Raw genomic sequence first — 21,470 nt, 5'->3', positions numbered from 1 at the left:
CAACGCAGGCCACGGCCCCGAGGAGATCACGGTATCCATGCAGCGCATCGTCGTGTCGGCGCTCGTGCCGCTCGTGCCGGACGCACGGGAGCTGGTCGAGAACGACGGCCTCCTGCTGGTCGACCCGCACGACCTCCCGGCACTCCGGGAACGACTCCGTCCGGGCGACGGCCACGTCCTCATTCTGGGTGAAAAGCGACACGAGGCACTCGTCCGGCGGCACGCCGCGGTGCTGTCCGACGCCGGGATGCCCGTCGCGTGGCGCGTCGCGCACCACGGTCCGGCCGCGCTCGTCCTGGTCGCCGGGCAGGTCGCGGCGGCGGGCGTGGACGCCGGCATCGCCTGCGTCGTGGCCGACCAGCTCCTCGAGCAGACGTGGAGCGGCGCCTGGACGCCGAGCGTCGCGAGGCTGGAGCACCCGCCCGTGGCGGTCGGCCAGCACCTGCGCTCGTGGCTGCCCGGGGGCGACGGCTTCGTCGTGACGTTCTCCGGCCCCGCGCCGGCGGCCCGCGCGGTGGGCCGCGCGGAACCTGCCGAGCCCGTGCTGGCCCGCGGCGAGCTGTACGGCGCCGGCCTGGGACGGGTGCCCGCGGCCGGTCTGCAGGACGCGCTCACGACGTCCGGCGCCACCGGCACGGCCGACGTCCCCGCGCTCGCGCTCGACACCGCCGGACGCACCGGGTCCGACGGGGCCGTCGAGCTGGTCGCCCTGCCCGCCGACCGGCGCCTGGAGCTGCCGGCGACCAGAGGCCGCTGCGACGTGTGCGAGGCCCTCGTCTTCTCCGACACCTGCCCGTTCTGCCACGTGCGGCCCTCTGCCGCCGACCCCCGAGGAGTCCCCGCGTGAACCCCCGCCAGCGCCGTGGCGTGCTGTTCGTCCTGCTCGCCGTCGTCCTCGCCGTCGTCGTGTTCTTCGTCGTCGCCTCCTACGTCAACAACGTCGCCAGCCAGGTCGGGTCGGTGGTGACCGTGTACCGGACGGCCGACGACATGCCGGCCTTCGCCACGATCGAGGAGTCGTCGATCGTCGCCGACGAGGTGCCGGCGCGGTGGCTGTCCGAGTCGGCCCGCCTCGACGCCGAGGACCTCGTGGGCCGCCGCATCGGGTTCAACATCGCGCAGGGCACGCTGCTGTCGGAGGACATGCTGGTGCCGCCGTCCGAGCTGTCGGCCACCGAGCGCGAGATCGCGATCCAGGTGAACCAGATCACCGGCATCGCCGACCGCGTGCGGCCCGGCGACTACGTCGACATCTACGCGGTGTTCGCCGACGTGCCCGGCCTGCCCAAGCAGGTGCGCGTGCTCGTGCAGAACGTGCGCGTGGTCTCCGTGCGCGGCAGCCAGGTGCGCCTCGACGAGGACAGCCCGACCGGTGAGGCCGCGGTCGTCCCGGTGACGCTGGCGCTCGAGCCGAACGACGCGCTCGCGGTGACGTACGCCGCCGCGTTCGCCCAGGAGGTGCGCCTCGTCGGTCTGCCGACCGGCACGGGCGAGGACCGCACCGGTGAGCAGGGTGAGTTCGACGCCGAGGACCTCGGTGGCGTCGCGGTGCCCGAGGGGAGCCAGGGCTGATGGCCGGGACAGTCGTCATCGGGTGCGCGGACCAGACGCTCGCGTACGACCTCCGCTCGCAGCTCGCGGAGGTGGCGGACGTCGAGGTGCTCGCCGTGGTCGAGTCGACCGCCGAGCTGGCTCGCGTCGTCGTGGAGCGCGACCCCAACCTCGTGCTGCTGCACGACCAGCTCGGTCCCGAGCCGGTCCACCAGGTCGTCCGCGACCTGAGCCTGCGTCGCCCGGCGAGCGTGACGCTCATCGTGTCGGGCGACTCCGACCCCGAGACGCTCGCCGAGGCCACCGACGCCGGGGCGCGCGGCCTGCTGACGTACCCGCTGTCGTTCGCCGAGGTGCAGCAGCGCATCACGAACGCGATCGACTGGTCGACGCGCCTGCAGTCCCTGCTGGTCGAGCAGACCGACAGCACCGCCGGCCACCGGGCGCTCGTGCTGGCGATCACGGGCACCAAGGGCGGTGTCGGCGCGACCACGGTCGCGACCCACCTCGCGTGGGACGTGCGCCGCGAGCTCCCGGACCACCGCGTCCTGGTCATCGACCTCGACCTGGAGAAGGGCGACGTGTCGAGCCTCATCGAGGCCCGGCACCGGGTGTCCGTCGCGGACGTCGCCAAGGTCGCCGACGACCTGTCGTTCCGTACGGTCGCCGACGCGATCCTCGAGCACGAGTCCGGCGTGCACCTGCTGCTGCCGCCGGAGGACGTGCGCGAGGCCTCGCTGGTGACCCCGGCGGCGATCCGCCAGATCATCGGGCTGGTGCGCCAGCAGTACGACCTCGTCGTCATCGACGCCGGCGCCCGGGTCACCCCGCTGCAGGCGGCGGTCGTCGAGATCGCCGACGAGGCGGTCGCGGTCGTGACGCCGGACCTGGTGAGCCTGCGCGCCCTGCGCCGCAACGTCGGCTGGTGGGACCAGCTGTCGGTCCGCAAGCCGGAGAGCACGTGGGTGCTGGTCAACCGGCACTCGCGCGCCGACGAGATCCAGCCCGACACCGTCGCGCGGCTCTCGCCCAGCCCGGTGCTCGACGTGACGCTGACGGACCGGGGACGCAAGCTCGAGCGCTCGGTCAACTCGCGCTCGCCCGAGTACGTCGAGGACGCCTCGTGGTGGCAGTCGGTGCGCGCGTTCGGACGCGCGGTGGGCGTCGGCCGCGGGCGCGCCGCAGCCTCGGCGCCGGCGGCCGGGGAGCAGGCCGCGCGCGGGCGCCGCCGTCGTACCGCCGCCTCCGACGAGGGCTCGGCCTCGATCGAGCTCGTCGGCGTGCTGCCGACGGTCGTCGTCGTGTGCGTCGTCGTGGTGCAGCTCGCGGTCGTCGGGCTGACGGCCCTGTGGACCGGCTACGGCGCGTCGGCCGCGGCCCGTGCGGCCGCGGTGCACGCCTCGTCGAGCGAGCTGCGGCAGGCGACGCAGGACGCCGTGCCGGGTGGGTACCACTCGGACCTGCGCGTGCGGCGCGACCCCACGGGGCGCGAGGTGGAGGTCAGCATGGCGGTGCCGATCCTGGCACCCGGGCTCGCGTCGACGCCGTGGCGGATCACGATCGGACGGGAAGTGGTGGTGGAACCATGACCAGGCTCGTGCGCGACCTGCGCCGCCGGGACGAGGGGACGGCGACCATCGAGGTCGTCGGCGGGCTGGTCGCGGTGGCGCTCGCGGTGGTCTGCATCATGCAGTTCGTCTGGTACGTCGTCGCGGCGGACGCCGCCGCGCAGGCCGCCCGCGACGGTGCGCGCGCGCTGAGCCTCGGTCGTCCGGTGCAGCAGGCCGTGGAGCGGTCGCTGCCCGGCACGCTCGACGCGCGCGTCACGTACCCCGCGCCCGACACGGTGAAGGTCACGCTCGACGTGCGCCGCGTCGCCGGGTTCCCGCAGATCCAGGTCGACCGCCAGGTCGCCATGCCGAGGACCGGCCGATGAGCGGCTTCTCCGACTGGGACCGCCGGTCCGACGCGAGCCCCGTCGCCGCGGGGTCGGCGTTCGCGCGCAGCGAGCTCGACGAGCAGCTCGTCTCGCAGTTCAAGCGCATGCTGCTCGACGAGGTCGACCTGCACGAGCTCGGCCGGCTCGACACCGGCCAGCGGCGCGTGCGGCTCGAGCGGGTCGTGGCGCACCTGGTGTCGACCGAGGGCGTCATCCTCACGACGCGGGAGCGCAACGCCCTGATCCGGCGGGTCGTCGACGAGTCCATCGGCCTGGGCGTCCTCGAGCCGCTGCTCGCGGACGAGACGGTGTCCGAGATCATGATCAACGGGCACGACACCATCTACGTGGAGCGGTTCGGCCAGATCGAGCGCGTGGCGACCACCTTCGCGACCGAGGAGCAGCTGCGTCAGACCATCGACCGCATCGTCTCGACGGTCAACCGGCGCGTCGACGAGTCGAGCCCGATGGTCGACGCGCGCCTGCCCGCCGACGAGCGCATGCCGCGCGGGGCGCGCGTGCACGTCGTCCTGCCGCCGCTGACGCTCAACGGTCCGACCGTCACGATCCGTCTCTTCCCGCGCTCGTACGGTCTGGACGAGCTGCTGCGCCGCGGCACGCTCGACGCCGCCAGCGCCGAGCTGCTCGCCGCGTGCGTCCGCGCGCGCGCCAACATCATCGTCTCGGGCGGTACCTCCTCGGGGAAGACGACCTTCCTCAACGCGCTGTCCGCGTTCATCCAGGGTCGCCAGCGCATCATCACGATCGAGGACGCCGCCGAGCTCTCGCTCGGGCAGGAGCACGTGGTCCGGCTCGAGACGCGACCGGCCAACGTCGAGGGCCACGGCCAGGTGACGATCCGCGACCTCGTGCGCAACGCGCTGCGCATGCGGCCCGACCGCATCATCGTCGGCGAGGTCCGCGGCGGCGAGGCGCTCGACATGCTGCAGGCGATGAACACCGGCCACGAGGGCTCGCTCGCCACCGTGCACGCCAACTCCACGGTCGACGCGCTGATCCGCCTCGAGACGCTCGCGTCGATGAGCGACGTCGACGTGCCGTTCCACGCGCTGCGCGACCAGGTGAACAACGCGATCGACATCGTCGTGCAGCTGCTGCGCGGCGCGGACGGCACGCGGCGCGTCGTCGAGATCGGGTGGGTCGCGTCGAAGCACCGCGAGGACTTCGAGGTCCAGCCGATCATGCGCTGGGACCCCGAGGCCCAGGGCCCGACGGGCACACCGGGGCGCTTCGTCCTGCACCCCATCCCGCAGCGGCTGCTCGACCGGCTGCGCATCGCCGGCGAGGCGATCGGCCGTGCCGCGGTCCCGCCGCAGGCCGTGCCGTCCGTCGCCGAGCCGCAGGACGTGCCGGCCGCCGCCGAGGCGCAGGACGAGGTGGCCGCGTCGTGACGGTCCTGCTCATCCTCGTCGGCGTCGCGGCGGCCTCGGTGCTGCTCGTCGTCGGCATCGCCGACATCTCCTTCGTGCACAGCCGGCGCCGCGCGATCGTCGAGGGTGTGGTCGACGAGAACCCCGCGTCCTGGAACGCGCGCGTCGACGCGTGGGACCGGTCGTTCGTCCAGACCCGCCCCGGGCGGTGGGTCAGCCGCCAGCTCGTCCTCGCGGGCGAGGAGCGCTCGCCCTCCCTGGTCGCCGCGGTGACGCTCGCCTCGGGTGCCGTCACGGCCTGGCTGCTGTCGGTGGCGCTCGCGCCCGCGTTCGGTGTGCTGGGCGTCGTCGCGATGGTCGTCGGCCTGCGCACGTGGCTGGGCCGCACGCGCCAGCGCCGCAACGAGCAGTTCATCTCCCAGATGCCCGAGCTCGCGCGCGTGCTGTCGAACGCGACGAGCGCCGGCCTGTCGATCGCGGCCGCGATCGGCGTCGCCGCGGGCGAGCTGACCGCCCCGGCCGGGCCCGAGCTGCGGCGCGTGGCCGACCGGCTGCGGTTCGGCGTCGCGCTGGACACCGCGATCGAGGAGCTCCAGGAGCGGCTGCCCTCGCGCGAGGTCGCGGTCCTGAGCTCGACCCTGCTCGTCTCGGCCCGCAGCGGCGGGTCCCTCGTGACCGCGCTGCGCGACATCGCCGACACGCTGGAGCAGCGCAAGGAGACGCGCCGCGAGGTGCGCACGGTGCTCGCGCAGGCCACGGCCACCGGCTACACGGTCGTCGGCATGGGCTTCGGCATCCTCGTGCTCCTCAACGTCATCCAGCCCGGCACCGTCGAGCGCATGACGCAGGAGTGGCTGGGCCGCGGTGCGCTGCTCGTGGGCGGAGGGCTGCTCGTGGGCGGCGCACTCGTGATCCGCCGGATGACGAGGTTCCCGTCATGACCGCGGGCACGGTCCTGCTCCTCAGCGGGGGACTCGCCGCGATCGCGACGGTCCTGGGCCTGCTGGGGTACCGGGCGATGCGCACGGACGCCCTGGACACGCTCGCGGTCGAGGACCTCGCGCTGCTCAAGGGCCAGCGTCGGCGGCGCGCCGAGGGCACGACGCCGCTGCAGCGCCTCGCGCGGCGGCTGGTGCCGCGTCTGCGGCGCGCACTGGGTCCCGCGCGGCTCGCGTCGCTGCAGCGACGCATCGACGAGGCCGGGCGGCCCGACGGTCTGACCGTCGACGGCTTCCTCGAGCGCGTCGCCTGGTGGCTCCTCGTGGTCACGCCCATCGCGGTGCTGTTCGTGCTCCAGGGCAACCTGCTGTGGGTGCCGCTGGCGTACGTCGCGCCGCTCGTGCTGCCGCTCAGTCAGGTCGCACGCGCCCAGCGCCTGCGTCGTGAGCAGATCGACAAGGACCTGCCGGACTTCCTGGACGTGCTCGCGGTCACGGTCATGGCCGGCGTCAGCTTCCGGCAGGCGATGGCCCGCGTCGCGGACCGGTTCTCCGGGCCCCTGGCCGAGGAGATCCAGCTGACGCTCCAGCAGGTCGCCAACGGCGCCTCGGTGCGCGACGCGCTCGACGCCTTCCGGCGACGCAGCTCGTCCGAGCCCGTCGCGCAGTTCGTCTCGGCGCTCCTGCAGTCCCAGGAGCTCGGTGCGCCGCTCGCCGCGTCCCTCAAGCAGATCGCGCTGGACATGCGCCGCGACAGCGGGCAGCGGATGCGGCAGGCCGCGGCGCGGATGGCCCCGCGCGTCACGCTGGTCACGTCGCTCGTCCTGGTGCCGGCCGCCGTCATCTTCGTGTTCGTCGGGCTGTGGATCGGTGCGGACATCGACTTCGGCTCGCTGACCGAAGGGCTGGGATGACCGGCCGCCCCGGGTTCCACCACCGGCTGGTGTCCGCGGCGATGTTCGTGCGGCTCGGTGCGATCGTCGTCGCCCTGTTCGGCATGGTCGGGCAGCAGGTCACGCCCGTGCTGCTGATCTGCGTCCTCGTGCTGGCCGGCCCGGGCTTCGCGGTGCTCGTCCACCCGCCGATGCTGGACGCGGTGACGCGGCACCCGCTCGTGCTCGTGGTGGACGTGCTCATCAACCTGGGGCTCGTGGCGGCCCTGGGCGTCGAGAGCCCGCTGGTGCTGGCCACGTTCTCCAGCGCGCTGCTCGTCGGGATGCTCACCGAGCGACGCGCCGCCGTCGCCGGTGCGCTGATCCTCGCGGCGGGGTACGTCGTGGTGCGGACGCTGGCCACGGACGGGCGGGACCAGGGCTTCATGCTCGCCCTCGGGGTCCCGACGCTGTACCTGTGCCTCGTGGGGCTCGGCGCCGCGGTCCGCCGCGCCCACGCCGAGCAGGCGTCGCTGCACGCGCAGACGCAGGCGGCGCAGCGTGCGCTCGTCGCGGCCGACGAGCGCGCCCGGCTCGCGCGGGAGATGCACGACTCCGTCGGCAAGACCCTGCACGGCATCGCGCTGGGGGCCCGCGGCCTGGTCGGCTGGGTCGACCGGGACCCCGCGCGCGCGGCCGAGCTCGCGCGCGCCCTCGGGGACGCCGCGGAGGACGCGGCACGGGAGGCGCGCGAGATCCTCGTGCGCCTGCGCGCGGACCAGCCGGACCGTCCGCTGGTCGAGGTCCTGCGGGACCGCTGCGAGGCGTGGCAGGCGGAGACGGGCATCCCCTGCGAGCTGGTCGTGCGGTTCGCCGTCGACCTGCCCACGGAGGTGCGCTACGAGGTCCTCGCGATCGTCGGGGAGGCCCTGGAGAACGTGCGTCGGCACGCCGGCGCGACGCACGTGACCGTCGAGCTCGCCGCGACCGGGGACGCCTGCCGCATCGTCGTCGCCGACGACGGCCAGGGGTTCGCCCCCCGGGTCGACGGCACGAGCCCGCACGGCCACTTCGGCCTGACAGGCATGCACGAGCGTGCGCGCGAGGCGGGGGTGCGGCTCGCCGTGTCGTCCCGGCCCGGCGCGGGCACCCGCGTGGAGATCGTCCACGCGACGTCGGGCGGGCGCGCCCCGCAGAGCGGAGGACTGGTGGAGCTCCATGGCTGAGGCGACGGGCACGCGCGACGGGACGGACACGAGCGCGCACCGCGCCGTGACGGACGTGACGGTCGTCGTCGTGGACGACAACTCCGTGATCCGGATGGGGCTCACGAGCCTCATCGACGCCTCCGACCGGCTGCGCGTCGTGGGGCAGGCCGCCGACGGCGAGGAGGCCGTGCGCGTCGTGCGGGCCACCATGCCCGACGTGGTGCTGCTCGACGTGCGGATGCCGCGCCGCGACGGCGTGCAGGTCGCCGCCGAGGTGTCCGCGTGGAGCAAGGTCCTCATGCTCACGTACTCCGACGCCCCCGAGGTGGTCCGGGCGGCCGTGGAGGCCGGGGCCAGCGGCTACCTGGTCCACGGGCAGTTCGAGGCGGGGGACCTCGAGCGCACCATCCTGTCGGTCGCGGCCGGCTCGTTCGTGCTGTCGCCGCACGCCGCGGCCGTGATGCGCGACGCGCTGCGCCCGGCGCCCGCGCCGGCACCCGTGCGTCCCGACGCCGGACTGTCGGCCCGCGAGGCGGAGGTCATGGAGCTGGTCGCGGCGGGGCAGACCAACCGGGAGATCGCGGCGACGTGCTTCCTGTCCGAGAAGACGGTGAAGAACCACATCAACCACATCTTCGCGAAGCTGGGTGTACGGACCCGGGCCGAGGCCGTCGCGGTGTGGCTCGGTGGTGCGGCGGGCCCGGTCCCGCGGGGCGGGTGAATGGGCCCTGAGTTGGGTCCACGGACCCGTCGCCCGCGTCCGGCTCGTCCGTAGTGTCGTCCTCGTCGTCAGAGGTCCACAGCGGGACGCCGCACCGGATCACCACAGGTCAGGTCAGCGGGGAGCCCGCTGCAGCAGAGTCAGGAGTCAGCCATGACGCGCATGTTCGTCAAGACGCAGGTCCGCATCCAGAAGGCTCTCGAGAACGCCGGCGGCCGTGACGCCGGCCAGGGCACCATCGAGTACATCGGCATCCTCGTGGTCGCCGGCCTCCTGCTCGTCGCCGTGATCGGCACGGTCAAGGGCTGGAACCCCAAGGGCTTCGTCGACAGCGCCATCACGGAGATCGAGGGCGTCGTCGGGGGCTGACGTCCCTCTCCGCCACGGCGCTGTGCCGGGACCCCTGCGGGTCCCGGCGCAGCGCCGTTCCGCCGTCCCCACACGCCCACCGACACGAGGAGCGAGGACACCGTGACCACCCCGCACGCGCGCCGCCGTCACGCCGACCGCGGTGCCCACGACCGCGGTGCCGCCGCTCTCGGCCTCATCGTCGGCGTCGTGCTGTGCGCCTTCGCGCTCCTCGCGTTCGTCCTGGTCCCCCTGGTCACGAGCACCGGGATGGCCGGGCGCTCGTCGTCCGCCGCCGACGCCGCCGCGCTCGCCGCGGCGCAGCGGGTGCGGGAGGCTGCCCTGGACGCCGCGCTCGTCGTGCCCGTCGGTGGGACGGTCGGCGGGACGATGGCCCCGTCGGTCGGCATCACCGACGCCCAGACGTACGCGCGACGCAACGGCTCCGAGCTGGTCGGCGCCCGCTACCACGCGGACCTGCGCGCGGACCGGGTCCGCGTCGAGGTCCGCACGCCGGACCCGGAGGGCCTGCGCGGTGGCACCTACCGGCAGGCCGAGGCCGAGGTCGGCGTCGCCCTCGACCGCTGCGAGCTGACGCGCGAGCGCGTCATCGTCGGGTACGAGCCGCCGCCCCCGCCGCCGGAGCCCACCCCCGAGCCCGAGCCCGACCCGTCGGCCACGCCCACGCCGAGCCCGACCCCTCCGCCGCCCCCGCCGCCGGTGCCGATCTTCGGGTGGGACCACACGTTCACCTGCACGTCGGGCGGCGGTGCCGTGCTCGTGAGCCTCGGCCCGGAGCGTGACGTCGCCGTCGTGCGGACCGCCATGCGGGCCTGGCTGGACGCGCGGCTGGAACCGCGCCTCGTGCGATGATCTGCGTCCCGCCGAGCCGGTCGTCACGCACCGCCACTTCCTGGAGGTCGAGCATGTCGTCAGTCCGTCGCCGCGCGAGCAGGTCGGCCCGGGTGGTCGCCGTGGTCGCGGGTGCCGTCCTCGTGGCGTCGTCGGCCGCGGCCGCGCCCGCCGCGTCGTCCCCGGCGCCGGACGGCGAGGACGTGCGCGTCGAGGGGGTGGACGTCCCCGTCCGCGGCACGTTCACGGCCCGGACCAATGCTGAGGGCACCGGCCCGCTCGTGCGCGGCGCCGTCCACGGCGTGCGGCGGGTCGACGGCGGCACGGTGCTGTACCTGTCGCTGGGGACCACGGCGTCCTCCGGGGCGTACCTGCACATGAGCTCGATCTTCCGTCCGGGGACCGGCGCCTACGAGTTCGACGCGATCAGCCAGCTCGTGCTCGTCGACCGCACCGGCGGCAAGGCCTACCTGCCGCTGGTCGCGCAGGACGCCACCTCGGTGTTCGACGACGTCAAGGCGGAGGCCGGTGAGCTGCCGGTCATCTACGCCGTGTTCCCCGAGCTGCCCGCGGGCACGGGCACTGTCGACGTGCTCGTCGGGGACCAGCGCGCCGCCGTCCTCGCCGTCCCCGTCGAGGAGGGGCTCCTCGAGCCCGTGGCCGACGAGCCGGGCCCGCGGGCGGGCACGGGCTGGCCGGCGGTGCCCGACGTGGCGGGTCTCGGGGCCGACCCCGCGCGCTCGACGTTCGACCTGGTCACGCGGACCGCGACCGCGGCGACGCAGACCGCGGAGACGTCCGAGCGCGTCGCCACGACCCTCGACGCGAACGTGCTGTTCGACAAGAGCTCGGCGGCGCTGACGCCGGCCGCGCAGGAGGTGCTCGCCCAGGTCGCGGCCGACATCGCGGCGCGCGCCACGGGCGAGGTCCAGGTCGTGGGGCACACCGACTCCGACGGGTCCACCAGCTCGAACGACGCGCTGTCGCAGGAGCGCGCGGCGGCCGTGGTCGCGGCGCTGCAGCCGGCCGCGGGCGGCAGGGTCACGTTCACGGCCGTCGGGCGCGGCGAGAACGAGCCCGTCGCACCGAACGACAGCCCGGAGAACATGCAGCTCAACCGTCGCGTCGAGGTCGTCTACGAGATCGAGGAGGGGTCGTGAGGGCCTGTCGAACGCTGGTCGTGGCCGCGGCCACCGCAGTGCTGGTCGCCGGCTGCACGGGCGGTGACGCCGACGGCGACCCCACGCCGAGCGCGTCGGCGGCCGCGACGGCGGCGGCGGACATGAGCGTCGAGGACTTCGCGGCCTCGGTCCTCGTCGACGAGGACGTCACCGACGCCGAGGCGGGCGGCGACGAGCCGCTGGCCACCCTGACGGTGCCCGTGGTCGCCTCGGCCAGCGAGCCGTACGACGTCGAGGTCACCGTGGTGTCCCTGACGGCCTCGGAGCGCGGCACCGACCTGACCTTCGCGATGCGGACCGCGGACGGCAGCGACGGCCCCCGCAGCGAGCACTACTCGTGGGGCACGAGCACGGCGAGCGACCTGCGCTCCCTGGAGCTGCGCCCCGACGAGGAGTCGTCGATCAAGCCGTACACGATCATGGACAAGCCCGACATCGAGCTGGACGCGCTGTGCGCGTGCGGGGCGTTCCCCAAGATCGTGGGCGGGACCGCGCAGGTGCGCTCGGCGCTGTTCCCGCCGGTGCCGGCCGGGGCGTCGCAGGTCGTCCTCGTCTTCCCCGGCGCCGATCCGGTCACGGTCCCGGTCACCTGGGAGTGACCCCGGGCCGGGGAGCCGCCCGCGGGACCGTGGGCCCCGCGGTGGGCCCCTGGCCCCACCACCACCCGTGAGCGGCGGCCCGCCGGTAGAACCGTGGGCCCTCGGATCGGCGGGAGCAGGACCGTAGCGTCCTGCCTGGACGGATGCTCAGGACCGGGAGGCGACGTGAGGGTGGCGGCCGTGCGGGCGCGCATGAGCGGTGACGACCGAGGGGTCAGCACGCTCGAGTACATGGGCGTGGTCGCGCTCGCGGCGATCCTCGTGGTGGCGACGGTCCTGGGGACCACGAACGTGGGTCCCTACGCCGCCGCGGCGCTGTGCCGCGTGACGGCCGCGCTCGACGGCGGGGCGGGTGGGTGCGACACCACGCCCGAGACCGACCCCGACGACGACATGGACTACCACCCGGGCGTCTGCATGCTGTCCGAGTCCAAGGAGAAGTACTCCGCCGAGGTCAAGATCTGGTTCTTCAAGCTGAGCGACAGCTCGGGCTTCATCGTCCAGGAGTACTCCGACGGCACGGTGCGCGCGACGCTGACGGACGGCGGCGGCATCGGTGCGAGCGGCAACCTCGGCTCCAAGACGTTCGACGCCGGCAAGCTCGGCGACGGTGACAACGCGGGCGCCGAGGTCAGCCTGGGCGGGAACCTGAAGTTCGAGTACGGCTCGACGTGGGAGTTCGACTCGAAGAAGCAGTGGGAGTCGATGCGTGAGCAGCTCGACGACTACCTCATCCAGCAGGAGCAGATGAAGGGTGAGGGCGCCGCGGGCATGGCGTTCTACCTGTGGCTCACGGACGGCTGGGTCGAGGCGCCCAAGGACCCCAAGATCTCGTACTCGAAGATCTCGCTCGAGGCAGCCCTCAAGGCCAGCGCCGGCACCCGCATCCCGGGGACCAGCAAGGACGACAAGGGCAACGACAAGCTCATCGACCCCAAGCTGGGTGTCAACGGGTCGGTCACGGCCGGCGGCTCGGTGATCGTCATGAACGACAAGCAGTCCGGCTCGAAGAGCTACACGTACGAGCTCAGCGGCAAGGGCACGCTCGGCGGCAGCATGATCGTCGGCCACGCCACCGGTGAGGGCTCGATCACCGGGGCGTTCACGACGACGTACGACAAGGACGGCAACCTCTCGCAGATCGCCTTCAAGTCGGCCTACGAGGTCGGCGGCACGGGCAGCCTCGGGAACAACACGTTCAAGGCCGCCAGCGGCAGCCTCGCCGAGGGTGAGACCCGCTCGGTGGTCACCACCACCAAGCTGGACGTCACCGACGCGAACCGTGCCCTGGTGCAGGGCTGGATCGACGACCACGCCGCCGGCACCACGCTCACCCTGCCCTTCTCGGCGATGATGCCGGAGAAGCCGTCGGACGACCCGTTCATGCAGCTCATGTACGAGCAGGCCAGGCTCAGCCGGGTGACGTACCACAACGTCAAGGACTCCTGGGAGTTCGGTGCCGCCGTGAAGAAGGGCTGGGAGTTCGGCTTCAACATCAGCGCCGAGGAGGCCACGGCCACCAAGACCGAGGCGCAGTTCCTCGGCGCGCCGGGCCGCGACGGTGCGCGGCAGCTGGTCGACGACGCCCTGTGCAACTGACCGGGCGGACGAGGAACGAGGTGACGACGATGCGCAGGCTCGTGTGGGCGTGGGTGGCGGGCACGGTGACGTACGTGGCGGTGCTGGTCGGTGGCGCGGTGCTGGTCGGTGTGCTGACCGCGCGCAGCGGTGAGGTCGTCACGGCATGGCCGCTGCTCGTGGTGCCCGGCGTGGTCGCCGGCGCCGTGGCCGTGCTCGTCGCGACGGCGCGGGCCGTGGTCCGGCCCCCGCGCCGGCGCGGCCTGGTCGCCGTGTCCCTGCCGGCGCTCGTCGCGTTCGGCATGTCCGTCGCGAGCTCGCTCGAGGCCGCGTCGCGCGCCGACGTGCCGCCCCTCGTCCACGCCGTCGACGTGGCGGTGCCCGTGATCGTGCTGCTCGCGACCGGTGGGGCCGGTGGTCTGCTGGCGCACGTACGCTGGACGCCGGCCAGCCGGTCGTCCTATGCGGAGGTGGTGTGACGTGTCCCGTCGTCCCGTGCCGGCACTCGTCCTCGGAGCGGTGCTCGCCGCCGGTCTGACCGGGTGCTCGGACGCCGGCGAGAGCGCCCCGACGACCCCCGAGGGCTGGCAGCGCGTCGAGTCGGGCGCCCTGTCGTTCGCCGTCCCCGAGGACTGGGTCGAGGCGGCGCAGTCCGACGACCTGTGGAGCGTGGGCTGGGCCGACAGCAGCGAGCTGGGCCCGGACTCGCTCCTGCTGGTCGGCGCGCCCGCGCTCGGCCAGGACGGTGCGCAGCGTGGCCTGGACACGTTCGTCGCGGGTGCGCAGGTCGGGGGCTGGGGCTACGGCTCGACCGGCATGTCGACGCCCGTGGACACCGCGACGCTCGAGGTGCAGCGCAACGACTTCACCTACGACGACGTGAGCGGCGTCTTCTGGGCGGCGGCGGACCCCGAGTCGGGGACGACCGTCGGGCTGCAGCTCACCGGGCGCGACCTGCCGGACGAGATCGTCGCCGGCATCGAGTCGAGCATCGCGGTGCGGGCGGGCGCCGAGGGCTGACGCCCTCCGCAGCCGAGGGCTGACGCCCTCCGCCGTCGCGTCCACCGCCGCGTCCAGGGACATCGGCCGGGTGCGCCGGTGGGCCCGACGACCCAGGCCTGCCGCGTCGGAACGGACCCCTGGCCCCACCGCCGACGGTGCGCCGCCGGTCAGACTTGCGTCGCTGCGACGCACCGACGTCGCGGATCGACCTGGAGGTGCGCGGTGACGGTGGTCCGGCTCGCGGTCATGGCCGCGGCGTACGCGGCCGGTGCGGCGGCGGTGTCCTTGGCGGCGGGGGTGATCGCGCTGTCGGGCCTCCCGACGGTGCCGGCCCTGGTGCTCAAGGCGCTGCTGGTCGCTCTCGTGCTGGTCGTCGTCACGTGGCGCGGGCTGCAGGGCGTCGACGTGACGCCGCGGGCCGCCGTCGCTGTCGCCGTCGCGGCGCTCGTCGGCTTCCTGGCCGACCCGTTCACGTGGGCGGCGCGCACGTTCGTCGGGCAGCTGGTGCTGCCGGCGGGCGTCGGGACGCTCCTGGTGGACCTGGTGGGGTGGCTGGTGGTCGTGCTGGGGACGGTGGCGACCGTGCGCGCACGGTCGCACGAGCGAGTGACGGGGTACGGGCGATGAGGCGGTGGCGGACGGCGCGCGAGCGCGCCCTGCAGGGCGACGCGGGCATCGGCACGCTGGAGTACATCGGCATCATCACGATCGCCGCGGTGCTCATCACCGCGGTGGTCCTGTCGCTGACGTCGATGCGGCCCGCCGACCAGGCGTCGGCGGCGCTCTGCCGCATCATGGAGGCCTTCGGGCAGGGTGGCGGCTGCGACCCCACCCCCGGCCGCGACGCCGAGGACTACGTCCCGCCGGAGGAGTGCGTCGTGTCCTCGCACGGCCAGGAGGACAACGCGTCCGTGACGGTCGTCGTCACGGTCGAGGGCGGTGAGCAGTGGGTCATCGAGCAGCTCGGTGACGGGACGTACCGGCTGACGCGCGCCCGGGAGGGCGGCCTCGGGATCGGCGTCGGCGTCGGGTTCGACGTGAGCGTGACGAACGACGGGCAGTCCTACGGCCTGGGCGCGACCGCCGACGCGAGCGCGGCCCTGGTCGTCGGCGGCGGCGAGTCGTACATCGTGCACTCGGCGGACGAGGCCCGGCGCGTGCTGGACCACAAGCGCAACGACGAGACCAAGGACCTGTGGTTCGGGGACGACAACCCCCTGCGCGACGGCGTCGACTGGCTCAACGAGGAGCTCGGCGGCAGCAACGAGTACGAGCAGCTCGACCCGGACGAGTGGTTCGTCGAGGGCGGTGTCGAGGGTGAGGCGTCCGCGGGCGCCAACGCGATCATCGGCTCGGCGGGCGCCGAGGCGTTCCTCGAGGCCTACGTCGGCCGCACGCACCGCAAGGACGGCACGTCGACCGACTACCTGCGTGCCGACATGGGCATCGGCGGCGGGCTGCAGGGCCACGGCGTGACCGCGTCCGGCTACGACATCTACCAGCAGTTCACGCTCGACGGCTCGATGGCCGCCGTCATGGAGGTCGACCGCGACGAGGACGGGAACCCCGTGGCGTTGCGGATCCGCAGCGTCACGATGTGGAACCCGGTCGGTGACAACAGCTACTCCGGTCCGGGAGGCATCGACGGCGACCCGAGCTACACCGAGCGGGTCGTGGAGATCCCGCTGGAGACGACCGCCGACCGCCGCCTGGCGACCCGCGTCATGCACGCCGCCGGCCTGCCGTACTACCCGGGCATCACCGACTCCGTCGACCTGCCGCAGACCCTGCTCGACAGGTTCGACCCCGTCGCGCTCGGCCGGGAGCTGGGTGAGGCGGCGGCCGACCGCGGGTACATCTACGAGCAGACGTACACGCAGTGGGAGAACGAGGACGGCGTCAACGCCCAGGGCAAGGTCGGCCTCGAGCTCGGCCTGGCCATCGAGAGCATCGAGAGCGGGCGTTCCACGACGGGCTACCGGTACTTCGACGGCACCGGCATGGTCGATCGCGCCGAGTGCGTGGTGTGATGCTCGTCGGTCACGGCGCCGGCTCGACCCGGCCCCACCATCCCCTGGAGGTCCTTGTGAAGTCCCCCCGCGTGCTCGCGCTCGCGATCCTGCCGCTCGTCCTCGCCGCGTGCGGGACGTCCGAGGCGAGCACGGGCGCACCGCTCGTCCCCGCCGACCCCCCGGCGGGGTGGGAGTCGCACGCGATGGGTCCCGTGACCCTCGCGGCCCCGGCGGACTGGGAGGAGTTCGAGACCCAGCCCGGCGACCGGGCGGACGAGGCGTTCGCGCTGCGCGCCGCCGGCGAGGGTCCCGGCACCGGGGTCCACACGTCGGTCACGTCGCAGCGGACGCGTGACGCGGCGGCTGCGATCGAGAACCTGGGCTCGGTCGGCGACGCGAGCGTCGGCGCCGAGGACGTCGAGCAGGCCGAGCTGACGTGGCCGGGCGCGGAGGCGGCCGGGTGGATCGGCTACCGGGCGACGGTCACGGTCGGCAGCGAGGACGTCGAGATGCGCTACGAGTACCTCGTGGTCGACCTCGAGGACGACGCGCAGGCGATCGTCGCGGTCGTCGCGCCGGCGGACACGTTCGACGAGTCGGGCGCGCACGACGTGCTCGCGTCCGTGACGGTCGGCTGACGGTGGCCGTCTTCACACGCCGCAACCTGCGGCGTACGGCTCACCTGTGGTCCTGGGTCGCGCTGCTCGGCGGGCCGTTCGTGCTCGTCATGGGCGTGCTGCTGGTCACCGGTACCGGGCCGGGCGCCCAGCGGCCGGTGGAGATGTGGCGCACCGGTGCCGCGGGCTCCGCGGTGGAGCTGCTGCCGTCGGGACGCGACACCGCGGTCTGGGGCCGGCCGTCGGCGGAGGGGGTCACGTGCACCACCGCCCGGTCCTCCGGGCAGGAGGTCGCGACGCTGCCCGTCGGCAGCACCGAGGGACGGCCCGCGACCGTCCGGGACGCCGGGGGGACGGGGGAGTGGACGCTGCTCGCGCTGACCGGGGGGACCGCCGCAGCGGCGGACGTCACCTGCAGCGGCGGTGACCTCACCGAGGTCGCGGTGTCGGCGGACCCGGGCGGACCGCGCAGCAGCTCCGGCTTCGGCGGGGTGCTCGTCCTCGTGGGCCCGGTGCTCCTCCTGCTCGGCTGGGTGACCCGCCGCGCGCTGCGCGCTGGGGACGGCGCGCGCGCGTGACGTCCGCCCGTGGCCGTCGTCACGACGGGTGCCGACGGCCCGGGGGGCGTGCCACCGCCGACTAGGCTGGCCTCGTGACGCAGACGCCCGAGCCCGCCACGACCCCCTCGCCCACGAGCACCTCGCCCACGACGCACCGGCCGGTCCTCGTGGTCGACTTCGGCGCCCAGTACGCGCAGCTGATCGCGCGGCGCGTGCGCGAGGCGAACGTGTACTCCGAGATCGTGCCGCACACGGCGACGGTCGAGCAGATGCTCGCCAAGGACCCGGCGGCCATCATCCTGTCCGGCGGCCCGTCGTCGGTCTACGCGACGGGGGCGCCGTTCGTCGGCCCCGAGCTGTTCGAGGCCGGCGTCCCGGTCCTGGGCATCTGCTACGGCTTCCAGGCGATGGCCCAGGCGCTGGGCGGCACGGTCGCGCAGACGGGGCAGCGCGAGTACGGCGGCACAGCGGTGGAGATCACCGAGCCGGGCACCGTGCTGGACGGCAGCCCCGAGCAGCAGACCGTGTGGATGAGCCACGGCGACGCCGTGCACGCCGCGCCGGAGGGCTTCGAGGTGCTCGCGACGAGCGCCGGCAGCCCCGTCGCGGCGTTCGAGGACCGCGAGCGGCGCCTGTACGGCGTGCAGTGGCACCCCGAGGTGAAGCACTCGCCGCTCGGGCAGAAGGCGCTGGAGAACTTCCTGTACCGCGGTGCCGGGATCACCCCCGACTGGAACCCGGGCAACGTGGTGGCCGAGCAGGTCGAGCGCATCCGCGCCCAGGTGGGCGACGCCCGGGTCATCTGCGGGCTGTCCGGCGGGGTGGACTCGTCCGTCGCGGCCGCGCTCGTGCAGCGCGCCGTGGGGGACCAGCTCACGTGCGTGTTCGTCGACCACGGGCTGCTGCGCGAGGGCGAGGCCGAGCAGGTCGAGAAGGACTTCGTCGACGCCACGGGCGTGCAGCTCAAGGTCGTCGACGCGCGCGAGCGCTTCGTCACCGCCCTCGCGGGGCACACCGACCCCGAGACCAAGCGCAAGATCATCGGCCGCGAGTTCATCCGCGTCTTCGAGGACGCGGCGCGCGAGGTCGTCGAGGACGCCGGCGCGCACGGCGAGACCGTGAAGTTCCTCGTGCAGGGCACGCTCTACCCGGACGTCGTGGAGTCCGGCGGCGGCGAGGGCGCGGCCAACATCAAGTCGCACCACAACGTCGGAGGGCTCCCGGACGACCTGCAGTTCGAGCTCGTCGAGCCGCTGCGCACGCTGTTCAAGGACGAGGTGCGCGCGGTGGGCCTGGAGCTCGGCGTGCCCGAGGGCATCGTGTGGCGCCAGCCGTTCCCCGGCCCCGGCCTGGGCATCCGGATCGTCGGCGAGGTCACCGCGGAGCGCCTGACGACGCTGCGCGCGGCCGACGCCATCGCGCGCGAGGAGCTGACGCGTGCCGGGCTGGACCGCGAGATCTGGCAGTGCCCGGTGGTGCTGCTGGCCGACGTGCGGTCCGTCGGCGTGCAGGGCGACGGTCGCACCTACGGGCACCCGGTCGTGCTGCGCCCCGTGTCGTCCGAGGACGCGATGACGGCCGACTGGACCCGCCTGCCGTACGACGTGCTGGCCACCATCTCCACGCGCATCACCAACGAGGTCCCCGAGGTCAACCGCGTCGTGCTCGACGTGACGAGCAAGCCGCCGGGCACGATCGAGTGGGAGTGAGCGGGCCGGCCGCGGACGCGGCCGCCGGCGACCCGACGGACGACGAGAGGACGAGCGTGAGCACCGGACCGACGAGCACACCGACGACCAGCCCGGGGGTGCCCGACGCCGCCGCGTGGGCGCGCAGGGCCCGCGGCTCCCTGACCCGCTACCGGGTCATGGCGTGGATCACCGGGTCGATGCTGCTGCTGCTGTGCGTCGAGATGCTGCTCAAGTACGTGTTCCAGGCCGGGGGCGTCGACGCCGAGGGCGACGCGCTGCCGGTGCTGGGCTCGTGGATCGCGTTCGCGCACGGCTGGATCTACGTGGTCTACCTCGTCACGGTGTTCGACCTGTGGTCGACGCTGCGGTGGCGGCTCGGGCGCCTGGTGTCGCTGGCCGCGGCGGGGGTCGTGCCGGTCATGTCGTTCGTCCTCGAGCGTCGCGTGCACGCCGACGCGCAGGCGCGCATCGACGCGTCCGCGCCCCAGGGCTGACGGCACGGCGTGCGGGTCGTCCACGTCTCCGACTGCTTCGCGCCCCGCACCGGGGGGATCGAGACGCAGGTCGGGGACCTCGCCCGGCACCAGGTCCGCTCGGGTGACGAGGTGCACGTCCTCACGGCGACGCTCGGCCCCGGCGGGGAGCGCGGCGGTGTGGTGGACGTCGAGGACGGGGTCCACGTGCACCGGCTGGGCGCGCGCCTGCCCTTCGACCTGCCGGTCAACCCGCTGGCGGGCCCCGGCCTGATCCGCTCGGCGCTGCGCGAGGTGCGGCCCGACGCGGTGCACGTCCACGCGGGCGTCCTGTCACCGTTCGCGTTCGACGGGGTGCGGGTGGCCACCGGCCTGGGGCTGCCCACGGCGATCACGTGGCACTGCATGCTCGACGGCGTCGCAGGGGTCGCCGGTCCGGTCGTGCGGCGCACCCGGTGGGCGCGGCTGCCCGCCGCGCTGAGCGCCGTGAGCGGGGCGGCGGCGCAGCGGGTCCGGACGATGCTCGGTTCCCGCGTCGACGTCGTGCCCAACGGCATCGACACCGGGCTGTGGGCGCCGGCCGGCCCCGCCGTCCTCGACCCCGGGGCTCCGGTGCGCCTCGTGGCCACGATGCGGCTCGCACCGCGCAAGCGCGCGGTGCCGCTCGTCGACGTCGTGGCCGGGGCCGCGCGACGGCTGCCGGCCGGTGCGGTCCGTCTGACGCTGATCGGCGACGGCCCGGCCCGCGACGCCGTGCGTGCGCGGGTGTCCGCCGCAGGGCTGGGCGACGTCGTCGACCTGCGGGGCCGCCTGGACCGGCCCGAGGTCCGCGCGACCTACGCCGACGCCGACGTCTTCCTCGCACCGGCGCGCCTGGAGGCCTTCGGCATCGCGGCGCTGGAGGCCCGCACCGCCGGGCTCGTGGTCCTGGCGCACGCCGGCACCGGGGTGGGGGAGTTCGTCACCGACGGGGTGGACGGGTTCCTCGTCGCGGACGACGAGGCGATGACCGACGCGGTCGTGCGGCTGGTGCAGGACCGCGACCTGCTGGCCGCGATGCGGCAGCGCGCCGCTGCCGAGCCGCCGCCGTTCGACTGGGACCACGTGCTGGCCGCCGCGCGCGCGCAGTACGCACGGGCTGCCCGGCTCGTCTGACCCCCCGGGATCCGTCGCGGCGTGCACGTCGCGACGTCGCAGGTCACACCGTCGCCCCGGGCCTTTGGTCCGGGTAGCCTGATCCGTTCACTCGTACGGGTGAGTACCCTAGTGCGCGGGCGGGACCAGAGTCCCACCGAGCGGGGCTCACCTGGGACGACGCTGTTCCTGTGAGCAGATGGCTCACCGGGCCGGACATCCGGTCCCGTGGGGGAACAGAGACGATCGGGGAGATCGAGATGTCCAACGCAGCAGCAGTCCAGTCGAAGCCCGCCCACATCAAGCTTCTGGCGATCATCGTCATCGTCTTCGGCGCCGTCTTCGCCGTCGCCGGCACCGGCACCTGGATCGCGGTGTCCACCAACCTGCGCGCCGAGCAGATCACCGTCTCCGAGGACGCCGCGGCGTTCGGCGGCGAGACCGTCGACACGCCGTGGGAGGCCTGGGCCCAGGCCGACATCATCAACAAGCACGCGCTCGCCGGCTCGGGCGGCAAGACCTACGCCGAGCTCGACAAGGAGGACCCGGCCCGTGCGTCCGTCATGAACGGCTCCTTCCTGCGGGCCTCGCTGTTCACCTCGGTCGTGGCCTTCGGTGTCGGCCTCCTGGTCTTCGGCCTGGGCGTCGTCTTCATCATCACCGGTGAGGCCCTGCGCCGCATCGCCGTCCGTGTCGAGGCGCCCGCCGTCGCGACGCCGGCCGTCGAGCGGGTCTGATCGACCCGCTTCCTCCACGGGTCGCGCACCGCGCGGTCCGGCGAGCGGACCGCACGGCAGACGCGA

At 74.1% G+C, this 21,470-nt stretch carries 24 protein-coding genes; all 24 read left to right on the top strand.

Going from position 1 to position 21,470, the window contains the following annotated elements; translation table 11 throughout:
* Positions 1 to 37 precede the first annotated feature (37 nt).
* On the top strand, positions 38 to 847 hold the full coding sequence (locus KG103_RS12935; RefSeq protein ID WP_207338985.1) for a hypothetical protein: 810 nt from the start codon (positions 38 to 40) through the stop codon (positions 845 to 847).
* Positions 844 to 1,572, top strand: a complete 729-nt coding sequence (gene cpaB / locus KG103_RS12930) for a Flp pilus assembly protein CpaB (protein WP_207338984.1) — start codon at positions 844 to 846, stop codon at positions 1,570 to 1,572. Before KG103_RS12935 ends, cpaB begins: the two co-directional genes overlap by 4 nt.
* Positions 1,572 to 3,140 carry an AAA family ATPase gene (locus KG103_RS12925; RefSeq protein WP_207338983.1) on the top strand — a complete coding sequence of 523 codons (1,569 nt, stop codon included), beginning with the start codon at positions 1,572 to 1,574 and terminating at the stop codon, positions 3,138 to 3,140. Before cpaB ends, KG103_RS12925 begins: the two co-directional genes overlap by 1 nt.
* Positions 3,137 to 3,487 carry a hypothetical protein gene (locus tag KG103_RS12920; protein ID WP_207338982.1) on the top strand — a complete coding sequence of 117 codons (351 nt, stop codon included), beginning with the start codon at positions 3,137 to 3,139 and terminating at the stop codon, positions 3,485 to 3,487. The genes KG103_RS12925 and KG103_RS12920 overlap by 4 nt, the downstream gene beginning before the upstream one ends.
* Entirely contained in the window at positions 3,484 to 4,902 is a 1,419-nt protein-coding gene (locus KG103_RS12915; RefSeq protein WP_207338981.1) for a CpaF family protein, read from the top strand. Before KG103_RS12920 ends, KG103_RS12915 begins: the two co-directional genes overlap by 4 nt.
* Complete coding sequence (locus KG103_RS12910; RefSeq protein ID WP_207338980.1) at positions 4,899 to 5,822, top strand: type II secretion system F family protein; 924 nt, start codon at positions 4,899 to 4,901, stop codon at positions 5,820 to 5,822. Before KG103_RS12915 ends, KG103_RS12910 begins: the two co-directional genes overlap by 4 nt.
* Positions 5,819 to 6,733, top strand: coding sequence for a type II secretion system F family protein (locus KG103_RS12905; protein WP_207338979.1), 915 nt, complete (start codon positions 5,819 to 5,821; stop codon positions 6,731 to 6,733). Before KG103_RS12910 ends, KG103_RS12905 begins: the two co-directional genes overlap by 4 nt.
* The gene (locus KG103_RS12900; protein WP_207338978.1) at positions 6,730 to 7,917 is read left to right on the top strand and encodes a sensor histidine kinase; all 1,188 of its coding nucleotides are present in this window, start codon (positions 6,730 to 6,732) and stop codon (positions 7,915 to 7,917) included. The genes KG103_RS12905 and KG103_RS12900 overlap by 4 nt, the downstream gene beginning before the upstream one ends.
* Positions 7,910 to 8,620 (top strand): response regulator, encoded by a 711-nt coding sequence (locus KG103_RS12895; protein WP_207338977.1) that lies wholly within the window; start codon positions 7,910 to 7,912, stop codon positions 8,618 to 8,620. Before KG103_RS12900 ends, KG103_RS12895 begins: the two co-directional genes overlap by 8 nt.
* 153 nt (positions 8,621 to 8,773) lie before the next feature.
* A complete protein-coding gene (locus tag KG103_RS12890; RefSeq protein WP_207338976.1) occupies positions 8,774 to 8,989 on the top strand; it encodes a hypothetical protein in 216 nt (71 codons plus the stop codon).
* Positions 8,990 to 9,091: 102 nt separating this feature from the next.
* Entirely contained in the window at positions 9,092 to 9,841 is a 750-nt protein-coding gene (locus KG103_RS12885; protein WP_207338975.1) for a hypothetical protein, read from the top strand.
* A gap of 53 nt (positions 9,842 to 9,894) precedes the next feature.
* On the top strand, positions 9,895 to 10,980 hold the full coding sequence (locus KG103_RS12880; protein ID WP_207338974.1) for an OmpA family protein: 1,086 nt from the start codon (positions 9,895 to 9,897) through the stop codon (positions 10,978 to 10,980).
* The gene (locus tag KG103_RS12875) at positions 10,977 to 11,600 is read left to right on the top strand and encodes a hypothetical protein (protein ID WP_207338973.1); all 624 of its coding nucleotides are present in this window, start codon (positions 10,977 to 10,979) and stop codon (positions 11,598 to 11,600) included. The genes KG103_RS12880 and KG103_RS12875 overlap by 4 nt, the downstream gene beginning before the upstream one ends.
* Before the next feature lie 165 nt (positions 11,601 to 11,765).
* The gene (locus KG103_RS12870; protein WP_207338972.1) at positions 11,766 to 13,199 is read left to right on the top strand and encodes a hypothetical protein; all 1,434 of its coding nucleotides are present in this window, start codon (positions 11,766 to 11,768) and stop codon (positions 13,197 to 13,199) included.
* 29 nt (positions 13,200 to 13,228) lie between these two features.
* Positions 13,229 to 13,657, top strand: a complete 429-nt coding sequence (locus tag KG103_RS12865; RefSeq protein WP_207338971.1) for a hypothetical protein — start codon at positions 13,229 to 13,231, stop codon at positions 13,655 to 13,657.
* A gap of 1 nt (position 13,658) precedes the next feature.
* The gene (locus KG103_RS12860) at positions 13,659 to 14,198 is read left to right on the top strand and encodes a hypothetical protein (protein WP_207338970.1); all 540 of its coding nucleotides are present in this window, start codon (positions 13,659 to 13,661) and stop codon (positions 14,196 to 14,198) included.
* 204 nt (positions 14,199 to 14,402) lie between these two features.
* Complete coding sequence (locus tag KG103_RS12855) at positions 14,403 to 14,807, top strand: hypothetical protein (protein ID WP_207338969.1); 405 nt, start codon at positions 14,403 to 14,405, stop codon at positions 14,805 to 14,807.
* A complete protein-coding gene (locus KG103_RS12850) occupies positions 14,804 to 16,210 on the top strand; it encodes a hypothetical protein (RefSeq protein WP_207338968.1) in 1,407 nt (468 codons plus the stop codon). Before KG103_RS12855 ends, KG103_RS12850 begins: the two co-directional genes overlap by 4 nt.
* Before the next feature lie 56 nt (positions 16,211 to 16,266).
* The gene (locus tag KG103_RS12845; protein ID WP_207338967.1) at positions 16,267 to 16,830 is read left to right on the top strand and encodes a hypothetical protein; all 564 of its coding nucleotides are present in this window, start codon (positions 16,267 to 16,269) and stop codon (positions 16,828 to 16,830) included.
* A gap of 2 nt (positions 16,831 to 16,832) precedes the next feature.
* Complete coding sequence (locus KG103_RS12840) at positions 16,833 to 17,387, top strand: hypothetical protein (protein ID WP_207338966.1); 555 nt, start codon at positions 16,833 to 16,835, stop codon at positions 17,385 to 17,387.
* 74 nt (positions 17,388 to 17,461) lie between these two features.
* Positions 17,462 to 19,078 carry a glutamine-hydrolyzing GMP synthase gene (gene guaA, locus KG103_RS12835; protein ID WP_256439580.1) on the top strand — a complete coding sequence of 539 codons (1,617 nt, stop codon included), beginning with the start codon at positions 17,462 to 17,464 and terminating at the stop codon, positions 19,076 to 19,078.
* 56 nt (positions 19,079 to 19,134) lie between these two features.
* On the top strand, positions 19,135 to 19,554 hold the full coding sequence (locus KG103_RS12830; protein WP_207338965.1) for a DUF3817 domain-containing protein: 420 nt from the start codon (positions 19,135 to 19,137) through the stop codon (positions 19,552 to 19,554).
* 9 nt (positions 19,555 to 19,563) lie between these two features.
* Complete coding sequence (locus tag KG103_RS12825) at positions 19,564 to 20,688, top strand: glycosyltransferase family 4 protein (protein ID WP_207338964.1); 1,125 nt, start codon at positions 19,564 to 19,566, stop codon at positions 20,686 to 20,688.
* A gap of 170 nt (positions 20,689 to 20,858) precedes the next feature.
* Complete coding sequence (locus tag KG103_RS12820) at positions 20,859 to 21,404, top strand: aromatic ring-opening dioxygenase LigA (protein WP_374191787.1); 546 nt, start codon at positions 20,859 to 20,861, stop codon at positions 21,402 to 21,404.
* Positions 21,405 to 21,470: the final 66 nt, after the last annotated feature.

The sequence above is a fragment of the Cellulomonas wangleii genome, from assembly GCF_018388445.1.
Lineage (GTDB): Bacteria > Actinomycetota > Actinomycetes > Actinomycetales > Cellulomonadaceae > Cellulomonas > Cellulomonas wangleii.
This window is presented reverse-complemented; position numbering and strand designations above follow the sequence as displayed.

Coding starts and splice junctions, on each gene's coding strand:
- KG103_RS12935 (WP_207338985.1), top strand. CDS start 38: ATGCAGCGCATCGTCGTGTCGGCGCTCGTGCCGCTCGTGCCGGACGCA.
- KG103_RS12925 (WP_207338983.1), top strand. CDS start 1,572: ATGGCCGGGACAGTCGTCATCGGGTGCGCGGACCAGACGCTCGCGTAC.
- KG103_RS12920 (WP_207338982.1), top strand. CDS start 3,137: ATGACCAGGCTCGTGCGCGACCTGCGCCGCCGGGACGAGGGGACGGCG.
- KG103_RS12915 (WP_207338981.1), top strand. CDS start 3,484: ATGAGCGGCTTCTCCGACTGGGACCGCCGGTCCGACGCGAGCCCCGTC.
- KG103_RS12905 (WP_207338979.1), top strand. CDS start 5,819: ATGACCGCGGGCACGGTCCTGCTCCTCAGCGGGGGACTCGCCGCGATC.
- KG103_RS12900 (WP_207338978.1), top strand. CDS start 6,730: ATGACCGGCCGCCCCGGGTTCCACCACCGGCTGGTGTCCGCGGCGATG.
- KG103_RS12895 (WP_207338977.1), top strand. CDS start 7,910: ATGGCTGAGGCGACGGGCACGCGCGACGGGACGGACACGAGCGCGCAC.
- KG103_RS12890 (WP_207338976.1), top strand. CDS start 8,774: ATGACGCGCATGTTCGTCAAGACGCAGGTCCGCATCCAGAAGGCTCTC.
- KG103_RS12880 (WP_207338974.1), top strand. CDS start 9,895: ATGTCGTCAGTCCGTCGCCGCGCGAGCAGGTCGGCCCGGGTGGTCGCC.
- KG103_RS12865 (WP_207338971.1), top strand. CDS start 13,229: ATGCGCAGGCTCGTGTGGGCGTGGGTGGCGGGCACGGTGACGTACGTG.
- KG103_RS12850 (WP_207338968.1), top strand. CDS start 14,804: ATGAGGCGGTGGCGGACGGCGCGCGAGCGCGCCCTGCAGGGCGACGCG.